Genomic DNA, 16,062 nt, shown 5'->3' with positions numbered 1-16,062 from the left:
CATGCAGGTCGACAGCGATAAAATAGCATCTAAGGTCGGCGTGGCCGCAAGTTTCGCCTGGACCTGGTCCGATAGCGACTTGGCAGCATTTTGCGAAGCGCAGGGGTGGCGAGTTAAGGAGCGGGATCGCCGGGGTGCTGTGCTGGCGACCGATCTGGAGTTGGACCGTCCGGAAGCGCGGTGGTCTTCGAAGGACGGCACAGTCGAGCGGGTCAGTGTTTGGGTCGTGGATGAACCCGCAAAAGACACGGTCGACGCCGTGCGCCGCACCTACGATGGGTTTGTCGACATCACGTCCGCCATTGAACGGATTCTGGGGCCGGCCACGCGGCGGAGATCAGGGGCCGACGGTGAGGTGCGGTGGGACTTAGCCCATGTCGTTGTTCGGCTGCGACTGTTCGAGAACAGTATCTATTTCGAACTCGTGAACCCGGAACATCAAGCATGGATCGACGCTCCGGACGATGAGGATTCTTGATGGCTACAACTATCACTGACTGGACGACTTACGCTGCTGCCTTGGCGTTGACATTGACGCGGATGCCTGCGGACGGATGTTTGATCATCGGCGCAAGTGGAAACAGATTCGCTCAGTTCACCCTCATGGCGGATGTAGTACATGCGGAGATTGTCGATGATGCCGTGTTGGCTGAAGAATATCGGCTGTCGTGGGATGACAAGGCGCGTTTGGTTGCTGACGGCTGGGCTCCGCCGACGGAGAACTCGTGGCCGAACTGGCACAGGGATGTCGCCTGGCCGGCCCGGTATCGAGCGTTCGAAGATCTGTCGCGGCAGGCTGTCACCGCTCTACATGAGATCTTGAAGGTCACCGCGCCTTCCGAATTGGTGGTTCAGTCCTGGGTTAATTTCACCGATGGCGATTTCGATGTCAGCGCGTTGACCTGAACCTATCGAGGGCCGCGTGGGGCCCGAAAACCATGATTTACCTGCACTGTTGGTCGTTTTCCGGCCAGTTGTCACACACCCCGTTGTAGGCTTTAGCCACAGGCAAGAAACGAATCGGAACTCCTTCCAAAGTTTCTCGCCTCTCGTACACAACAATCTCGACGGTGCTGATAGCCCGTCACTCCCAGCCCATGCGGCTCGCCCCCGAACAACTATCTAGTTGAAAAGCGGGTTCAGAGCGTTCCGCATGCCCCGCCCCTTGCGCGCCCGTCTCCCGCGGGTGGTCCGCGGTCGCAGACGTCGTCGCAGCGCAGGGGCGTCATAGTCCCGCCCCCGGAGCGAATTCCCTCGACTCCGGGGGCGGGACTTCTCCAACTCATCGAATGGATTCCCGCACCGGGATTTCCGCAATACAGAAAGGCCGTTGGCGTGATCACTGTTCTGACGTGTCGCGGCACCGGAGAGCGTCGAGGCGCACCGGTGAACATGCTCTCGTGCGTCACGCGCCGGCTCGACAGCAACAAATACCTGATCGGCCCCGACGTCGACTACCCGGCCAGTGTCGGTCCCGCTAACCCGCAGAACCTTTTTGCCGGTTGCTCCGAGGAGCAGTCGGTGGCGATGGGCGTCGAGGCCCTGGTCGCGGACATCCGGGCTACCCCGAACCGGGTGGGGATCCTCGGATACAGCCTGGGCGCCATCGTGGTCACTCGGTTCCTGGAGGCGAAGGCTCGAGGTGAGTATCCGGACTGCGAGGTCGAGTGGGCAGCAAATATCGCGAACCCGCTACGCGCAGAGGGTGATTCGATCGGTCCGAGGGCGAGGGGCTTCGGTATCAATGGTCAGCACGATCGGTGGCCCGAGGGTATCACCACCTGGGAAGTAGCGCACCACGCCGATGGAATCACCTGCTGCCCTGCCGATTCACCGCTTCGCACGCTTGCCGACACCATGTCGGCTTTCAGCTTTGCCGCCCTGGGTGGGTGGGGGAGCGCACTGGCCGAACGTATCCGCGGCAACCGCTGGCAGCTGGACCACCGGGACTGGTGGCGTGACCCGATCCGCCACTGGCAGTCGTGGTCTCAGGCCGCCGCGCTCATGGATGGCTATGTCCGGGGCGGCGCCCATAACGCCAAATACCGAACCGACGGTTACTGCGACCGGCTGGCCGCGCTGCTCAACGCGCACCGACCCGCGGTCACCACTTAGAACCTAATGGATGGTCGAAATGTCTTTCGAAGATGTACGAGATGATGCGCAGTTCGTGCGCTTCGCCGACGGGGAACTGGAAGGGCGCCGACCCGGCTATGACGATGGCGCACTGTCGGTTTCACGCCCCGGGCGTCTCGCTCCCTTTCTCCAATGGTCGATGATGGCCAGCAGCGCCGGACAGGCGATGGGCAAGGCGCTGTTCAAGACAAAGGCTTACGCCTCGGGCGGTGAGGTCGAGGACGAACATGGCCCCACCGACGCCGGCGGCTTCCTCTCCACCGCTCCGGTCGGCTCTCTCTTCCCTTTCCTGCAGTGGCACAACTGGTACAACATCTACAAAGGCACACGGGACGAAATCGTCTCCGCGGGTGGCGAAGCCGCCATCACGGCTATGGTGGGCGCCGTCACCGGCCCGGCCGGAGCCGCCGCCGCCGGCGCGGCCACCGCGTTGACCAGCACGGTCAGCACCGTGGTGCAGACCCTGTCCTCCGCGTCGCAGAACCTCCGCCAGAACGCGCCGAAGCTGGTGCAGCCCCAATTGCGCACCCTCGAACAGCGTCTGAGCCCGGAAATCGACCGGAGCACCACCATCAACGTGATCAAGACCGCCCCCTATGGCGCGACTTTCACGAATGACCCGTTGCGCGACCGACTCGCAACCTATCTGAGCCACGTGCGCTGAAGCGCTCCCGCTCGCAAGAGTGAAAGGGGGTGATGCGAAATGCTCAGTACCGTCGTCGACGTCCTCAAAATCATCAGCGTGGTTCTTCCGCTGTTGCTGCCGCTGCTCGGTCTGTAATCCGCAGTGTCAGAACGGGGTTCGTGGAAACCCCGCTGGGTCCAGCGTCGTCGCCGATGCAATCGGACCGTATTCGAACCTATTCGTTTCCACGGATTACCCGTGAACCCAACATTTGGAGAATCTCGTGCCCAGTTCCGATGATCCCAGTGGTCTCGCCGAACGTATCCAGACCGAAGTGCAGGCCGTGGTTGCGCGACTCGCGACGTTGAAGGCCGATGTCAATGTGCTGTCCAACCTCGCCCAAGGCGTCGCGATGACAGTGGCCGCGGCCATTCCGCCGCCGGCGACCTCCGACGGTGCCCCCGAGGGCGCTCTCGGCGCCGAAGTGACAGTCGGCCCGGCACCGGAAGTGGTGTAATGCCGACCTATCCCGTTCCGGGGGAGTTCCCCGACTTCGAGCAGTTCATGGTCGACCTGTTCACCCCGACCGCCACCACTGTCACCACCTTGCCCGCCACCTCGGCGGACCTGCAGTCCAAGCTGCCCTTGATCTGGGTGCGGACCACCGGGGGAACCCTCGACATCAACGCGATCACCTACAAGGCGAAAGTCAGTGTGGTGGCCTTCGGCACCACTCGCGCTCAGGCGCAGCAGCTTTCGGTGCAGATCCGCACGGCGCTGCTCGATGCCCCGGCCAACCGGGTCAACGGTGTGCTCGTCGATTACACCGAGGAGATCGCGGCCGAGGAACCGAAGTTCCATCCGCCGATTCTGCGCCGCAGCCGCGGTCTCACCGAGGTGCCCGACCTCGATCCGCTCAACCAGATGGTCGAGGTCGCGTTCTCGATCGAAGCTCGCCGCCAGTAGGCGGTGGGTGAATCCCGTCCTCGACGGGGCTTTCACCGGCGCCACTCGGTGCCGATTCCTGTTAACCATGCCCGCATCCGCGGGCGCTCGAATGGAGACACATGCCTGCCACCAACCTCACCGCGCTGAAGAACGCGCAGCGGTCGCTGCTGCTTAAGCCGCTCGACGCGGCCGTTTTCATCGCACCGCACTACACCGCGGCGCCGTCCGCGCTGACCGACGCCTCCGGCGCCCTGCAGACGCTGCCGCCCGCCTACCAGGCTGTCGGCCTGATCGACAAGAAGACCGGTGTGGCCTTCGCTCGCGGCATCACCGCCGCGCCGATCGAGTCCTACGGTGAACTGCAGCCGGTGCGCAACGACGTCACCAGCGATATCACCACCATCGAGTTCCAGCCGCAGCAGACGACCGCGCTGACGCTGAACCTGGCCACCGGCACCGCCGTGGCGGCGATCAAGGCCAATGCCACCTCCGGTGAAGTGTTCTTCGCCCAGCCGGCGTCGGAGGAGATCACCTACTACTCGGCGATCATCATCGGCAAGGACGGCAACGACGCCAACCCGATCTACGTCTACAAGGTGCTGCCGAAGGTCGCGGTCAGCAAGTACGGCGGCGAGCAGTGGAACCCCACCGAGGTGCTCGCCCAGAAGCTGACCATGGTCGCCTTCAAGGACGACACCGCCGGTTACGCCATCGCCCACGGCTTCGGCGGCTCGGGCTGGAAGAAGATCCTGGCCCAGACCAACATCCCGAACGCTGCGTAAAGCGGCTCCAACCGTCTTCTGACGGTTTCTCGATCTCCCAGGTCCACGGACTTGGGCGTGGGGCGTGTCATGTGTCTCCGGTCATGGCACGCCCCACACATTCCTTATCCATTCTTGCCGGAGAAGAAAGCGGGTCCACCGTGTCCGCCATCCCCACCGAGTACCCCGTCACCATGACCGACGGCGTCGACGACTACATCGTTGCCAACGCGACCGAATACGTCACCGCGGTCTTCAAGCTCGGCCACGCCGAGAAGGCCGAGGTCGAAGCTGTCGGCAAGCCGGCCCGCAGCCGCGCCTCGAAGTCCTAGTAATACAACATAACCCGGAGAAATAGCATCATGGCATCCACATCCGAAGCGGCCGACCAGGCCGAGGTCGGCGGTCGTTTCTACGAGCTGCAGCAAGAGCTCGCCCCGCGCCGACGCGCGCCCTACCGCCTCACCGACGACATCGCGATCGCACCGGTCACCCGCAGCCAGGTCCTTGCGCTGCGCCGGACCGCCAGCGATGACGAACAGATGGTCATCGTGCTGGGCGACCAGTACGAAGCCGTCGAAGCACTGTTCGCCGATCGGCCGCTCGACGAGTGGTTCGCCTTCCAGAAGGACCTCTACGCACACCTCTTCGGCCAAGGCTCCTCGGAGCTGCCGGGGGGATCGCAGGGCTCGTAGAGTTCTGGGAACGTTTCGGTGCCGCGCTCGACTACGACTTGCTCGAGCGCGGCATCGACATCCGGGAATGCTTCGGGCCCAACACCATTCGCGACCGTGATTGGCGCACCATCTGGTTCCTCAAGGACCGGTTGCCGCACGGCTCGCAATACCGCTCGGCGCTTGCGATGGATCGTGAGCTCGCCGAGCAGATGCTCGCCGCCGAACAAGCCGAGGCCGAGCTCGACCTCTATGAGGAAAAGGCCGAAACTACCGGCCCCACACCAGAGGGCTACTCCATCGACAGCTATCTGTTGCTGTCGATCATCGACGCACTCCAGGGCGTACAAGCGGCGGTGATCGCCGCCGCCGGTGGCGATCCGCCCCGGCTCAGCCCGATGCCCCGCCCGGTCACCGCGGTGGACATCGTCCGCGACGCACAACGAGACGAGTCGATGCAAGGCCTCATCGACCAGTTCACCGGATCCACCTGGGAGGACGAATGATCTATTCCGCAACGCTGCCGGCCCAAGCCGCCGGCGCAGCCGACACCACAACCCTGGCCGGCGTCTATTCCCCGGCCTTCTACAGTGGCGACACCGTCACCGACGTCCAGCTCGTCGCCCCGCCGGGGTTCGCCACGGTCACCGGCACCGCGACCAACAACGCCACCATCTCTGTCCGCCAGCTCCGCAATGGCGCTGTGCTGCAGACCTTTGCGAGCCTCACGCTCAACGCCGGCCTGAACCTGGCCGCGGAAATTCCCGTCACCATTCCGCTGACCACACAACCGGTTCTGCGTTCCGGCGATGTGCTGGACGTGCAACTGCATCAGAACGGCACGGGCAAGGCCATCGGCAATGGACTGTTCGTATCGGTCTTTGTGAGCTGACGCGCAGACGATGGCAAACGAATCGATATGACTATGAACGATAATAGTGACGCGAGCAGGAGGCTGCAGAGTTTCCTGCGACAGAGCGGAAACGTGCCCGCGTACGCCTCCGGCGGCGATATCAAGGGGCCGGGATCGTCGATCGGCGACAAGATTCCGGCCTACCTTTCCGACGGCGAATTCGTGATGAACGCACGATCGACCGCGGCGAACCGCCCGTTCCTGCAGGCGTTGAACGCCGATCCGTCCTTCTTGCAGAAGATGCTGGCGGCGCGTTCGCCGGGCGGTGGATCCGGCGGCGGTAGCGGCCCGGCCCAGTCGGCCCCCGGTGGGCAGCCGGCGACGGTGAATATCTCGATGTCGAGCAATGAAGACATCATCGGAAGATTGAAAATTCTTGCGGCGCAATGGGAATTGTCTCAGTAGTCGCCGCGGTAATGATATGGATTGAGGTGAATCTGTGGCGTCCAATGCTGCGATGATCACGGTGACCGGTGTCGATGGTTCGCGATGGACGATCGCCGGTCAGGGGAGTGGTCGTGAGGGTGTAGAGCTGGCTACGTCGCCGACCGGGTTGTACGACGCGCCGGTGACGACGATTTGGAACCAGTCGGCGTTCCAGGCCGGTTCCTCGTTCGGTGGCTACCGGACGAACAAGCGCGATGTTGTCTTCGCGGTCAATGTTTTTCAGACTGCGGGCAGTTCGTGGGAGGCGGTGGATTCCGCGTGGCGCAAGGCCTGGGCCTACGACCGCGACGCGACGTTGACGATCACGACCGATTTCGGTACGCGAACGCTGAAGCTGCGGATGTCGGAGCAGCCGGATTTCAAGCCGGACAAGGACCCGCATCTGAAGTCGATCGGCAAGGTCGTCATGACCTGCACCGCGGGCAATCCGTGGTGGGTCGAGTCCGATGTGACCGGGTCCTGGATCTCCACCACCGATACCACCGGTGCGGGCAAGAGCCAGTCGGGCACGATCACCATCGCCAACCCGACCGATCAGCCGATGTGGCTGAAGTGGGTGTGTTCCGCACCGGGTAAGTGGACCCTGCCGGACTTCTCGTGGGGTGCGGTCGATCGCGACGGCACACGGGTGATCACCTTGCCGCTGACCGCGGCGGGTAAGGACCTGACGGTCGATACCGACCCGATGGAAGAGATGATCGTCGCCAAGGACGGCTCCCAGGTCTGGGCGCTGATGAACGGCGTCAGCTTCCTCTATCCGGTGCCCCCGTACACCCCGGCCACCGCGGTGCCGGTTTCGGTGAGCGGTGCGCCGACGGGTGCGTCGGTGCTGGTGGTGCAACCGCGTAACTGGTCGCGCCCGTGGGGGCTGCAGTGACTTCGGTACTGGATCTCCCCGCGATCTACGCGGACGCGCAATCGGCCAAGACGGTTCGCAAGCAGCAGCGGTTCTCGCGGCCCCTGATCCGCCTGTGGGATGGCGACTGGAACCTGCGCGGTGTGTGCGGCGCGGAGATCAGCGCTGATTTCCGCTGGATCCTGAACCAGGCCGGCACCGGGCTGCTCGTGCTGCCCTACGACTACTACTTGGCGAAGTGGGCGGTCGACATCAACGGCCGCACCAAGAAGAACGTGCACATCACCGTCGACAAGGACGGTGCGCGCTGGGACGGGCGGCTAGAGAAGGCTGTCATCAAGACCGACGGCCACGGTGTCACCACCGTCGAGCTTCTGTTCATGCACTCGTACCAGGATCTCAAGCACATCTACTGCTGGTCGAATCCGTTTCTGCCGGAACAGGTTCAGTTCCCGAGGCAGTTCCTGCTCGCCGGACCCAGCGTCTGGGTGCTCAAGACCGCGCTGCATCTGAATCTGCTTCGCCTGCAGGGTGGGCTCTGGACGTTGCCCGACGACCCGATGGACCCCAGCCAGTGGGGCAGCCTCGATCAGTCCACGTGGGGCGTCGTGGTGAAACCGGGTGAATTCCAGGCCGATACGTCGATGTGGACAATTTTCGGGTCCCGTTTTCAGAATTTCCACGAAGCCTCGTCGGGGACCCTGGAGACGGCACAGCTGGCGATCGTCACGCGGCGGTGGTTGCAGGGTGATCCGCCGCCGTGGCCGGGCGCGCAGGTCCGGCACGGCTGCCTGGTTGTCGACATCGTCGACAAGTCCGGCTTCTGGACCGGTACCAGCACCGGCGGCGACATGTGGGATGGGCTCGAGCGCACCAAGCAGGTGTTCGACAACACCATGCTCGACTACAGCCCGAATGTGCTGCCGGACCAGAACGTGCCGGAGCTGTACAAGAATCCGGGCTGGATGGGTACGCTCCCGTCCAATCCCTGGGTGGTCTACCGGCAGAACGACAACACCGGCATTCAGACTTCCCAGTTCATCGTCAATCCCTCGTCGGCGGTGCAGGTCCTCACCGGCGGTCATTCGATGCCCGGTGTGAACGAGGCGATCTCCTCGGCGATCCAGGTGGTCGGCATGCTGGTCGCCGGCGCACTCGGTGAGATTCCGTTCGGTGGTTCCATCGCCGGTGGTGTGGTGAATGCCGCCACGGCGGTGGCGAACACGATCGCGACGTCGCTGTTGTCGGACACGCTGCTGGCCTGGCAGAAACACAAATCGGGACAGCGTGTCCGGGACGCGGGCTGGTCGCACTACTGGGAGCACTTCGAGAACAGTGCCGACCGGGCCTACACCTTGGGGGCGTTGCTGACCCTGGGTGAAGGCATGTGGAAGACCCGCCAGCATTTCACCCATAAGTTCATCGTCGCCAACGGCGAGCCCTATCTGATCGGCGACCAAGGCCAGGGGCACTTCTTCCTCGGCGACCGTGTCGGTTCCACCGTCAAGGGCATGCCCGAGGGCTCGGTCTACGTCGACCAGGTCACCGAACTCGAGCTGGCTTGGTCGCGGACCGCGAGCCCGGCCTGGCAGGTCACTGTCGGCTCGGAACGCGACCACGATATGCCCTTCGCCAAGTCCATGCGCGTGGTCGCCGACATCGTCGACGACATCCACGCACTCGCCGTCCAGATGTAGTCCTGGCCACCGAATCCCTATCGAAAACCCTCCGGAGAGAACATGTCCATCCCTTCCCTCGAGCAGTGCAACCCCGACGACCCCAGCGAGGCCTTCGTATGGGCGCTGGTCGGTCTACCCGGACCCCAGAACTCACCGCTTCTCGTGCACCCCGATGTGCTACGGCAGTGGTCGAAACACCTGTGGGACCTCGGATTTCGTCATTACGCCGGCGAGCAGACCAAGGAATACCACCCGCCCGCTCGCGGTCTCTCGCATTGGCTCAACGGCGCCGGCCAGTGGGCGGAGAAGGGCGCGCCGCGTCCGCCGGAGAGTTCGGCACCGGACGTCACCGAGCTGACGCCGGACGAAAGGGCGCACCTGGTAGAGCAGCTCAGGGAATCCGGTGAACTCAAGCACCTGGTGGATCCGCGCGATCTCGACCTCAATACCGCGAAAGTCGGTGCTGCCGAGACACTCCCGGCGGACAAAAGCCTATGACGAGCCCGGACAAGTCAATTCCCCCTGGCGCGTATACCGGCGGCTCGATCCGGAATCTGCAACAGGTCAGCTGGGACTCGGCGCGGGCATCGATCCTGTCCAGTGTCAGCGCGTCTTTCGCAGGGGTGGAAGCGATCGGTTCTAATCTCAACTCGGCGACCAACCGCGCTCTGAATACGGCCAATACGGCTCAAGTCGGAGCAGCGGGGGCACAATCCACGGCAAACTCCGCGCAGAACACCTCGACCGCGAATGCCTCGGCGATCGCCGATCTACAGACCAAGCAGACCCAGGAACAGGTGGGCGGTGCGTCGGCCTCGGACAACTTCCAGGCCTGGGACCCTGCGAAATGGACTGTGGCCCAGTGGAAACCCGACGGCGCGACAGTGGCCGGCGTCACTGTCGTCGCGGATCAGGCGGGCATTTCCAAGAGCGGAAACACCGGCACCGGTGCCGATCTCGCACTGTGGAAGACCCCCATGATGACCGATGCCCAGTCGGTGTCGGTGGTCCTCGGCCGACCCAATAACGCCGGCGCGTTCACGGGTAGCGGGATTCTGCTCCGGGCCGCCGCGGATCTCTCGACCTTCGTCATGGTTCAGATCGGCGCCGGTCGGATCCTGCTGCAGCGCGCTACCTTTACCGGCGGCAACCTGAATGTCACGACGTGGGGCGAGTCGAACGGGCTGACGCTGGGTACCGGCGACACTGTTACGGTCTCAACGTCGGGACCTGCCTACGAGGTCATGATCAACGGCGTCGGCAAGTTCAGCTATCGCGACACCGCGGTCAGCTCTCCGGTAGGCGCCAACAATCGGTGGATAGGTTTCTACAGCGCCTGCAATGCTTCCGCGCTTTGGGATGGCTCGAAGTCGTACTCGTTCGGGTTCGATCTCGAATCCTTCGCCGCCGCCGATACCGTCTCACCACCCGTCGTCGGTACCGGCTGGTCGCTGTATCGGCAGAGTACGGCGGCGGTCGCGCAGACCGGGGGAACTGCCCGGTTCGGTGCTGTTCTGGACACCACGCGGCAAACCAACAATGTCAATGTGCTCGATTTGCCGTCCGGACGGATTCAAATCGTCAAACCCGGCTGGTACACGATGAGCATCGGCGTGCGGTGGTCGGCGGCGGCGGGCGACGCCTATTCGTACAACGCGGTCTTGTGGACAGCGCCGAGCCCGGACGGCTTATGGAAAGCGATCCGGGGTTCTGCGGATACAACGGGCCCGGCGGGGTTCATCGCCGCCGGTACGTTCGTCGTGTTCGCATCAGCCGGAAGTGTCTGGGCCCCTGGCTATTACACGCCCCTTGCCAAGAGCATGGTCGGCGATACGTCCGGCGTTTACACCTACTTCGATGGCATGCTCTGCTCCTATTCGTGAGCGCGGAGCCGTCATTGTGCCGTCTCCAATTCACTTCTCGCGCCTTTCGGCGCAATTGTCTCCCTAGGAGTTGCTCATGGCTCAGAACGTTGGAGCATTCGTCGCTCGCAACGCGAAAGCGGTGGTGTCGCTGATCGGCGGTGTCATCAGCGTGCTCACCGTTTCGGTGGCATTGCTGCAGTACGCGCCGGCTTCCGCGGTCGGCGTAGGCGCCGCGCTGCTTACCGCGTTGGAGGTGCTGCGCACCGTCAACGTGTGGATCGTCAAGAACGAGCCGGTGCTGGAGGCCGCCGCGGACGCCGCGGCGGATCTGGTCGAATCGTTCACCGACGCGATCGGTGTCACGGACTCCGATCACGAAGTGTCGGAACATATTTCGAAGGGTGGCGTCCGATGACCAGCCCGGACCGGGCCGTACCGTCGGGTGCGTATACCGGCGGCTCGATTCGCAACCTGCAGAAAGTCACCTGGGACTCGGCCCGGTCACAGATCTTGTCCAGTGTCACCGCGTCTTTCGCCGGTGTGGAAGCGATCGGCTCGAACCTCAACTCGGCGACAAAGCAGGCGTTGAACGCTGCCACCGACGCACAGTCCGGCGCCTCCCAGGCGCAGGCGTCGGCCGCGGCCGTGCAGAACACCACGGCCGCGAACTCCGCCTCTTTGGTGGAGTTGGTTGCCACGCAGTCCGGCCAAACCACGGGCGGTACAGCGTTTTCCGATGCATTCGGGCGCACCGAGTTGGGTCTGGACTACACCACATTCAAGACCGGCCCGGTGGCTGATCTGGTGGTCATCGACGGCCAGGTGCAGCTCAATCGCTCCGGTGACGAGAACACCGGAAATGTCGTCGCCCTGTCCAAAACCGTGACAGGCACCGATGACCAGCGCGTGTCCGTGGTGGTCGGCCGGATTCAGGAGGCTCACAGCGCCGCTGCCCGGATCGTCGTCCGCTCCGCTACGGACCTGTCGACGTTCGTCTACGCCCGTGTCTATCGGGACAGCGTTTATCTCGGCTGGGGCACGCGCAGTGGAAACACCACCGTGTACAACGATTGGACGTCGGCGTCGACCGCTGTCAACACCGGCGATACCGTCACCGTGGAAGCCGTGGGGCGCAACTATAAGGTCCTGGTGAACGGCGCGCCCGTAGCCGGATACGCGGACACAGCGGTCAAATCGCCTGTCGGAGCGAATAACCGGTCCTTCGGATTCGGCTGCCAGTACTACTGGACCGGGTTGTTCGGGTACTTCTCGTTCGCGATCAACGCGCTCGCGGCGGCCGATCTCTCCTCGCCGCCGATCGTCGGCACTGGGTGGTCGCTGTACCGGCTCAACTCGACCTCCGTCGCCCAGCCTGCCGGTGAAGCGCGCTTGGCGGCAAACACTTTCGATACCCTCGGTGCCGCCAAGGGTATTGCCGTACCCGACCTCGGACGTGGCCAAGTGCAGATCGAGAAGGCAGGTTGGTATGCGATCACGACCGCGTACGCCTTCTCCAACTACACCACCCAAGCACGGGTCGGCCTGTGGACCGCGCCCGCGCCCGGCGGAACCTGGTCGCTGGCGCGGGTCGGGGCGCGCACGGCCAACGACACCGGTGTAAACAGCGTCGGCAGCTCCTTCACCGCCTTTCTGCAGCAGGGATCCGTGGTAGCGCCGGGCTACTACCTCTCCACCAACAACGGGTTCGTCGGCACGGCAACCTATTTCGACGGCGCGCTGCTGAGCTACTGATGGAGCCCCACTGTGACCTCACCTGACAAATCGGTCCCCGCCGGCGCCTACGTCGGCGATTCGGCGGCCTCGAACAACATCGGCAACCTCCAGAAATTGACCTGGGAGGGTGCCCGGGAGTCGATCGTCTCCGGTGTCATCGGCTCGTTCGCCGGCGTGACGGCCATCGGCGGCAACTGGAAAGCGATCACCGACAAATCCCAATCCGCTACCACGACAGCGCAGTCGAGGTCCTCGGATGCCAACTCGACGGTCGCCGACGCCCAGGCGGCCAGCGCCGCCAACGCGGCCACCATCGAAGCCCTGAAACCGCGACCGCCCGGCGAACCAACGAGTGGCACGACATTTTCCGATGACTTCGAGCGCGCGGATCTCGGAACCGGCTACACGACCTACAAATTCGGTCGAGTAGCCGACCTGCAAATCGTCGGCGGCCAAGTCGCACTGAACCAGAAGGGCGACGAGGGCACCGGTTCTGTTGTCGCGCTGTCGAAGATGACGTTGAACACCGATGACCAAGCGGTCACGGCGGTCATGGGTCGCGTGAACCAGGCCAATATGACCCCCACCATCCTGTACCTGCGTTCGACGACCACGTTCTCCAGCTTCGCGTACGCGTCGGTTCGCTCCGACGGGATCTGGATGGGTCGGGGTACCCGCACCACCAACCCGAGTTACAGCACCTGGGTCAACGTGCCGATGACCATCAGAACCGGAGACACTGTCACCTTTCAGGCCGTCGGACCGAATTACCAGGTGTTCGTGAACGGTGCCCCGGTGGTGGCCTACAACGACAGTGCGGGAACCTCCCCGGTCGGCGCGGCAAATCGCTCCTTCGGCTTCGACAGCAGCTACTACTGGTCGGGACTGTTCGGCTACTTCTCCTTCGCACTCAACTCCGTCGCCGCGACCGATATCGTCCGGCTGCCGGTGACCGGAATCGGATGGGCACTGGCCCGCATCAGCTCGACGAACGCGCTCCAGCCCTCAGGTTCGCGCGCCGTCGCGGCGAACACGTTCGACACCGTCCGAGAGAGCTCCGGCGTGACGGTCTCCGCGCTGGGGCCCGGGCAAGTTCAGGTTCCGGTCTCGGGCTGGTACCGGATGAGCGTCGGCCTGACCTACGCCTCGGCTGCGGCCACCGAGATCCGGGCCGAACTCTGGTGGTCCCCGACCGCCGGCGCGACCTGGCAGCAGATGCGCACCGGGCCGAGGACTACTCAGCTCAGGTCCGAGACCGTCATGAGCGGCACCGATGGTGACGGCAACCCGGTATATACGACCAATTACTACGGATACGCCTCGAGCGTCGGCGCGACATTCGTCGTCTATCTGCCGGCGGGGGCGGTCGTCAGCCCGGGTTACGGCTGCAGTGTCAACAACAACCTCGTCGGCTCCAACACCTATTTCGACGGGGCCCTGATCAACCGCGCTTAGCCCGCGCCCAATTCAACGCCTTCGGAGGGCCGACCCGGTCGTGCCCTGTCCCGTTGGCGACCCTACAACCCCTGGAGTTCGCAATGGCGCCGAGCCATCACCAGCCGACCGCAGCCAGGTCCGAAAGGACCTGATGCCGCTTCTCGAAACCACGCTTATCAGTGCCGCCACCTTCCTGGGCGGCTCCGGCGCCACCAGCTTCTACTCCTGGCTTCGGGCCCGGAAAGCTCAACCGGCACACAACATTCGCCACGAAGTGTCCGCCGCCAAACAGGTCAACGACATCGCCTTGGCGACGCTGTCACGAGTGTCCGAAGAACTGCGGGTCGTCTCCCTGCGGCTCGACGGAGTAGAGGCCGCGCAGGCGGCGTCCATGCAGGAATTGGACCGTGTCACCGGCCTGTTCCGCGAGGCGCTCGCCGTCCTGCGCGGCGTGATCGAAGCGGCCCAACACGGCCGCATCCCGGAACTGAACCTGTCCAGAGAACTCATGGACGAGGTCGAACACAGCAGAGGAATCACATGACATCACCGATCGACCCCGGATACCTCGGCTACCAGCCGAAGATCGAACCACTCAGGCTAACCACCGGTGCCGGCTTCGTGCAGACCATCCAGCCGTCCGGCGGGGCCGTATTCCCCGCCGGGACCACGGTTTCCATCGTGCTCACCGCCCCCGGCGGCGCGGCGTTGGGCACCTGGCCTGCCACGGTCACCCCGACCGCGGCCAGCTGGACTGTGCCCGCCGCCACGTCCGATCCGATCCCGACCAACTCGCGCTACACGATGCTGGTCACCTACTCGACCACCCCGACCACCACCTACGCCTGGTACGTCGGCTCCGTCATCCGCAACTGACTTCCTTCGCCGCTCTAGAGCGGCGAAATTCATTGCAAAGAAACAATTCCCAAGGAGAACATCATGGCTATCGCCGTTACATCGACCAAGAACGCTCTGTGCGTCGCCTACGCCAATACGGCCCCCACCGTGTACGTTTCGGTCCATACCGGCGACCCGGGCCCCACCGGCCTCGCGGAGGCTTCGGGTGGTTCGCCGGCCTACGTCCGGGTGGCCACCACGTGGAGCGCGCCGGCCAACGGCCAGATCACCGGCAGCCAGGTCACCGTGAACCTGCCCGCCGGCACATACACCCACGCCGGTCTGTGGAGCGCCGCCACCGGCGGCACCTTCATCGACAAGGTCGCGATCGCCCCGACCACGCTGGGTGCCCAGGGCACCCTGCTGATCACCCCGACCTTCGCCGTGAGCTGATTCACCTCTTCGATTTGGAGGCTGCTATGCCAGCACCAGCACAGGTGATCGTGGCCGCACTGCCCACGCAACCGACAGTGCTCACCGCGGTCGCGGCGCCACCGACGATGGTGGTGGCACTGCCGGGGTCGCCGATCAGCCGGGTCGACGGCGCACAGGTCCCGGTCATCCCGGTGTTCGTGTACGCCGCGTTCGGCGGAACCGCCACCCCAGCCGTGACCTTCAAGCCCTCCGCCAAGCTCGCCGCCGAGGCGACCGGGCTCGGGTCTTTGACCTTCGCTACCAAACCCGCACCGCGGGCGACTCTCTCGCTCGGCAGTGAAGGATCCGCCACGGCCCGTGCCGCTGTCGGCTCCGGCGGCAAGGTCGTCATCGCCGCCGGGTTCGGCGCCGCGGCGACGGCTCGTACCGCCAACGCGGTCACCACCGCCACCGGCGACCTTTCGGTTGCGGTCGCGGTCGCACCGTAATCCGGTGCGCGATTCCGTGTTTCGCGCACCCGGCGGCACCGCCCGCCGGTTGGCGCCGGAGCCGTTCCTGGTCAAGGTTCGGTACTAGGGATCGCGTCCTACATGTGCCGCGCTCAACCTTTGGTTGAGCGCGGCACATGTCTTTTCTCGACTTGTCACAGGCCAGTCGATAACTCTCTGCGCGCGCACGCCGAATTGCTCGCCGCCGCACCTGATCTGGGTGCCGC

General features: G+C 64.2%; 23 protein-coding genes. All 23 read left to right on the top strand.

The genetic code is table 11. The annotated features are described in order from the left end of the window. The first annotated feature begins 1 nt into the window (after window position 1). The gene (locus AB0H76_RS31590; protein ID WP_357330674.1) at window positions 2-478 is read left to right on the top strand and encodes a DUF6301 family protein; all 477 of its coding nucleotides are present in this window, start codon (window positions 2-4) and stop codon (window positions 476-478) included. Further along, window positions 478-906 (top strand): hypothetical protein, encoded by a 429-nt coding sequence (locus tag AB0H76_RS31585; RefSeq protein ID WP_357330673.1) that lies wholly within the window; start codon window positions 478-480, stop codon window positions 904-906. Before AB0H76_RS31590 ends, AB0H76_RS31585 begins: the two co-directional genes overlap by 1 nt. 429 nt (window positions 907-1,335) lie before the next feature. After that, window positions 1,336-2,115 carry a PE-PPE domain-containing protein gene (locus AB0H76_RS31580; RefSeq protein ID WP_357330672.1) on the top strand — a complete coding sequence of 260 codons (780 nt, stop codon included), beginning with the start codon at window positions 1,336-1,338 and terminating at the stop codon, window positions 2,113-2,115. 19 nt (window positions 2,116-2,134) lie between these two features. Next, the gene (locus AB0H76_RS31575) at window positions 2,135-2,800 is read left to right on the top strand and encodes a hypothetical protein (protein WP_357330671.1); all 666 of its coding nucleotides are present in this window, start codon (window positions 2,135-2,137) and stop codon (window positions 2,798-2,800) included. A 244-nt stretch (window positions 2,801-3,044) separates the two neighbouring features. After that, complete coding sequence (locus tag AB0H76_RS31570; RefSeq protein ID WP_357330670.1) at window positions 3,045-3,278, top strand: hypothetical protein; 234 nt, start codon at window positions 3,045-3,047, stop codon at window positions 3,276-3,278. After that, window positions 3,278-3,727, top strand: a complete 450-nt coding sequence (locus AB0H76_RS31565; RefSeq protein ID WP_357330669.1) for a hypothetical protein — start codon at window positions 3,278-3,280, stop codon at window positions 3,725-3,727. The genes AB0H76_RS31570 and AB0H76_RS31565 overlap by 1 nt, the downstream gene beginning before the upstream one ends. 101 nt (window positions 3,728-3,828) lie before the next feature. Then, on the top strand, window positions 3,829-4,491 hold the full coding sequence (locus AB0H76_RS31560; RefSeq protein WP_357330668.1) for a hypothetical protein: 663 nt from the start codon (window positions 3,829-3,831) through the stop codon (window positions 4,489-4,491). Window positions 4,492-4,631: 140 nt separating this feature from the next. Beyond that, the gene (locus AB0H76_RS31555; protein ID WP_357330667.1) at window positions 4,632-4,802 is read left to right on the top strand and encodes a hypothetical protein; all 171 of its coding nucleotides are present in this window, start codon (window positions 4,632-4,634) and stop codon (window positions 4,800-4,802) included. A 30-nt stretch (window positions 4,803-4,832) separates the two neighbouring features. Continuing rightward, window positions 4,833-5,165, top strand: coding sequence for a hypothetical protein (locus tag AB0H76_RS31550; RefSeq protein ID WP_357330666.1), 333 nt, complete (start codon window positions 4,833-4,835; stop codon window positions 5,163-5,165). 38 nt (window positions 5,166-5,203) lie between these two features. Further along, window positions 5,204-5,650: a hypothetical protein gene (locus AB0H76_RS31545; protein WP_357330665.1), complete on the top strand. Its 447-nt coding sequence runs from the start codon at window positions 5,204-5,206 to the stop codon at window positions 5,648-5,650. Continuing rightward, window positions 5,647-6,036: a hypothetical protein gene (locus AB0H76_RS31540; protein WP_357330664.1), complete on the top strand. Its 390-nt coding sequence runs from the start codon at window positions 5,647-5,649 to the stop codon at window positions 6,034-6,036. Before AB0H76_RS31545 ends, AB0H76_RS31540 begins: the two co-directional genes overlap by 4 nt. Window positions 6,037-6,063: 27 nt before the next feature. Next, on the top strand, window positions 6,064-6,462 hold the full coding sequence (locus AB0H76_RS31535) for a hypothetical protein (RefSeq protein ID WP_357330663.1): 399 nt from the start codon (window positions 6,064-6,066) through the stop codon (window positions 6,460-6,462). Window positions 6,463-6,496: 34 nt separating this feature from the next. Further along, a complete protein-coding gene (locus AB0H76_RS31530; protein WP_357330662.1) occupies window positions 6,497-7,381 on the top strand; it encodes a phage tail protein in 885 nt (294 codons plus the stop codon). Next, window positions 7,378-9,057 (top strand): phage tail protein, encoded by a 1,680-nt coding sequence (locus AB0H76_RS31525; protein WP_357330661.1) that lies wholly within the window; start codon window positions 7,378-7,380, stop codon window positions 9,055-9,057. Before AB0H76_RS31530 ends, AB0H76_RS31525 begins: the two co-directional genes overlap by 4 nt. 42 nt (window positions 9,058-9,099) lie before the next feature. Next, window positions 9,100-9,537 carry a DUF2744 domain-containing protein gene (locus AB0H76_RS31520; RefSeq protein ID WP_357330660.1) on the top strand — a complete coding sequence of 146 codons (438 nt, stop codon included), beginning with the start codon at window positions 9,100-9,102 and terminating at the stop codon, window positions 9,535-9,537. Beyond that, the gene (locus tag AB0H76_RS31515; protein WP_357330659.1) at window positions 9,534-10,922 is read left to right on the top strand and encodes a hypothetical protein; all 1,389 of its coding nucleotides are present in this window, start codon (window positions 9,534-9,536) and stop codon (window positions 10,920-10,922) included. The genes AB0H76_RS31520 and AB0H76_RS31515 overlap by 4 nt, the downstream gene beginning before the upstream one ends. Before the next feature lie 76 nt (window positions 10,923-10,998). Then, window positions 10,999-11,319 carry a hypothetical protein gene (locus AB0H76_RS31510; protein ID WP_357330658.1) on the top strand — a complete coding sequence of 107 codons (321 nt, stop codon included), beginning with the start codon at window positions 10,999-11,001 and terminating at the stop codon, window positions 11,317-11,319. After that, window positions 11,316-12,656: a hypothetical protein gene (locus AB0H76_RS31505; protein ID WP_357330657.1), complete on the top strand. Its 1,341-nt coding sequence runs from the start codon at window positions 11,316-11,318 to the stop codon at window positions 12,654-12,656. The genes AB0H76_RS31510 and AB0H76_RS31505 overlap by 4 nt, the downstream gene beginning before the upstream one ends. 12 nt (window positions 12,657-12,668) lie before the next feature. Continuing rightward, the gene (locus AB0H76_RS31500) at window positions 12,669-14,093 is read left to right on the top strand and encodes a hypothetical protein (protein WP_357330656.1); all 1,425 of its coding nucleotides are present in this window, start codon (window positions 12,669-12,671) and stop codon (window positions 14,091-14,093) included. Between the two features lie 133 nt (window positions 14,094-14,226). Next, the gene (locus AB0H76_RS31495) at window positions 14,227-14,619 is read left to right on the top strand and encodes a hypothetical protein (protein WP_357330655.1); all 393 of its coding nucleotides are present in this window, start codon (window positions 14,227-14,229) and stop codon (window positions 14,617-14,619) included. Further along, on the top strand, window positions 14,616-14,951 hold the full coding sequence (locus tag AB0H76_RS31490; protein ID WP_357330654.1) for a hypothetical protein: 336 nt from the start codon (window positions 14,616-14,618) through the stop codon (window positions 14,949-14,951). The genes AB0H76_RS31495 and AB0H76_RS31490 overlap by 4 nt, the downstream gene beginning before the upstream one ends. A gap of 63 nt (window positions 14,952-15,014) precedes the next feature. Beyond that, window positions 15,015-15,365: a hypothetical protein gene (locus tag AB0H76_RS31485; protein ID WP_357330653.1), complete on the top strand. Its 351-nt coding sequence runs from the start codon at window positions 15,015-15,017 to the stop codon at window positions 15,363-15,365. 26 nt (window positions 15,366-15,391) lie between these two features. Continuing rightward, the gene (locus tag AB0H76_RS31480) at window positions 15,392-15,835 is read left to right on the top strand and encodes a hypothetical protein (protein ID WP_357330652.1); all 444 of its coding nucleotides are present in this window, start codon (window positions 15,392-15,394) and stop codon (window positions 15,833-15,835) included. Window positions 15,836-16,062 lie beyond the last annotated feature (227 nt).

Source organism: Nocardia sp. NPDC050712, assembly GCF_040654295.1.
Classification (GTDB): Bacteria; Actinomycetota; Actinomycetes; order Mycobacteriales; family Mycobacteriaceae; genus Nocardia.
This window is presented reverse-complemented; position numbering and strand designations above follow the sequence as displayed.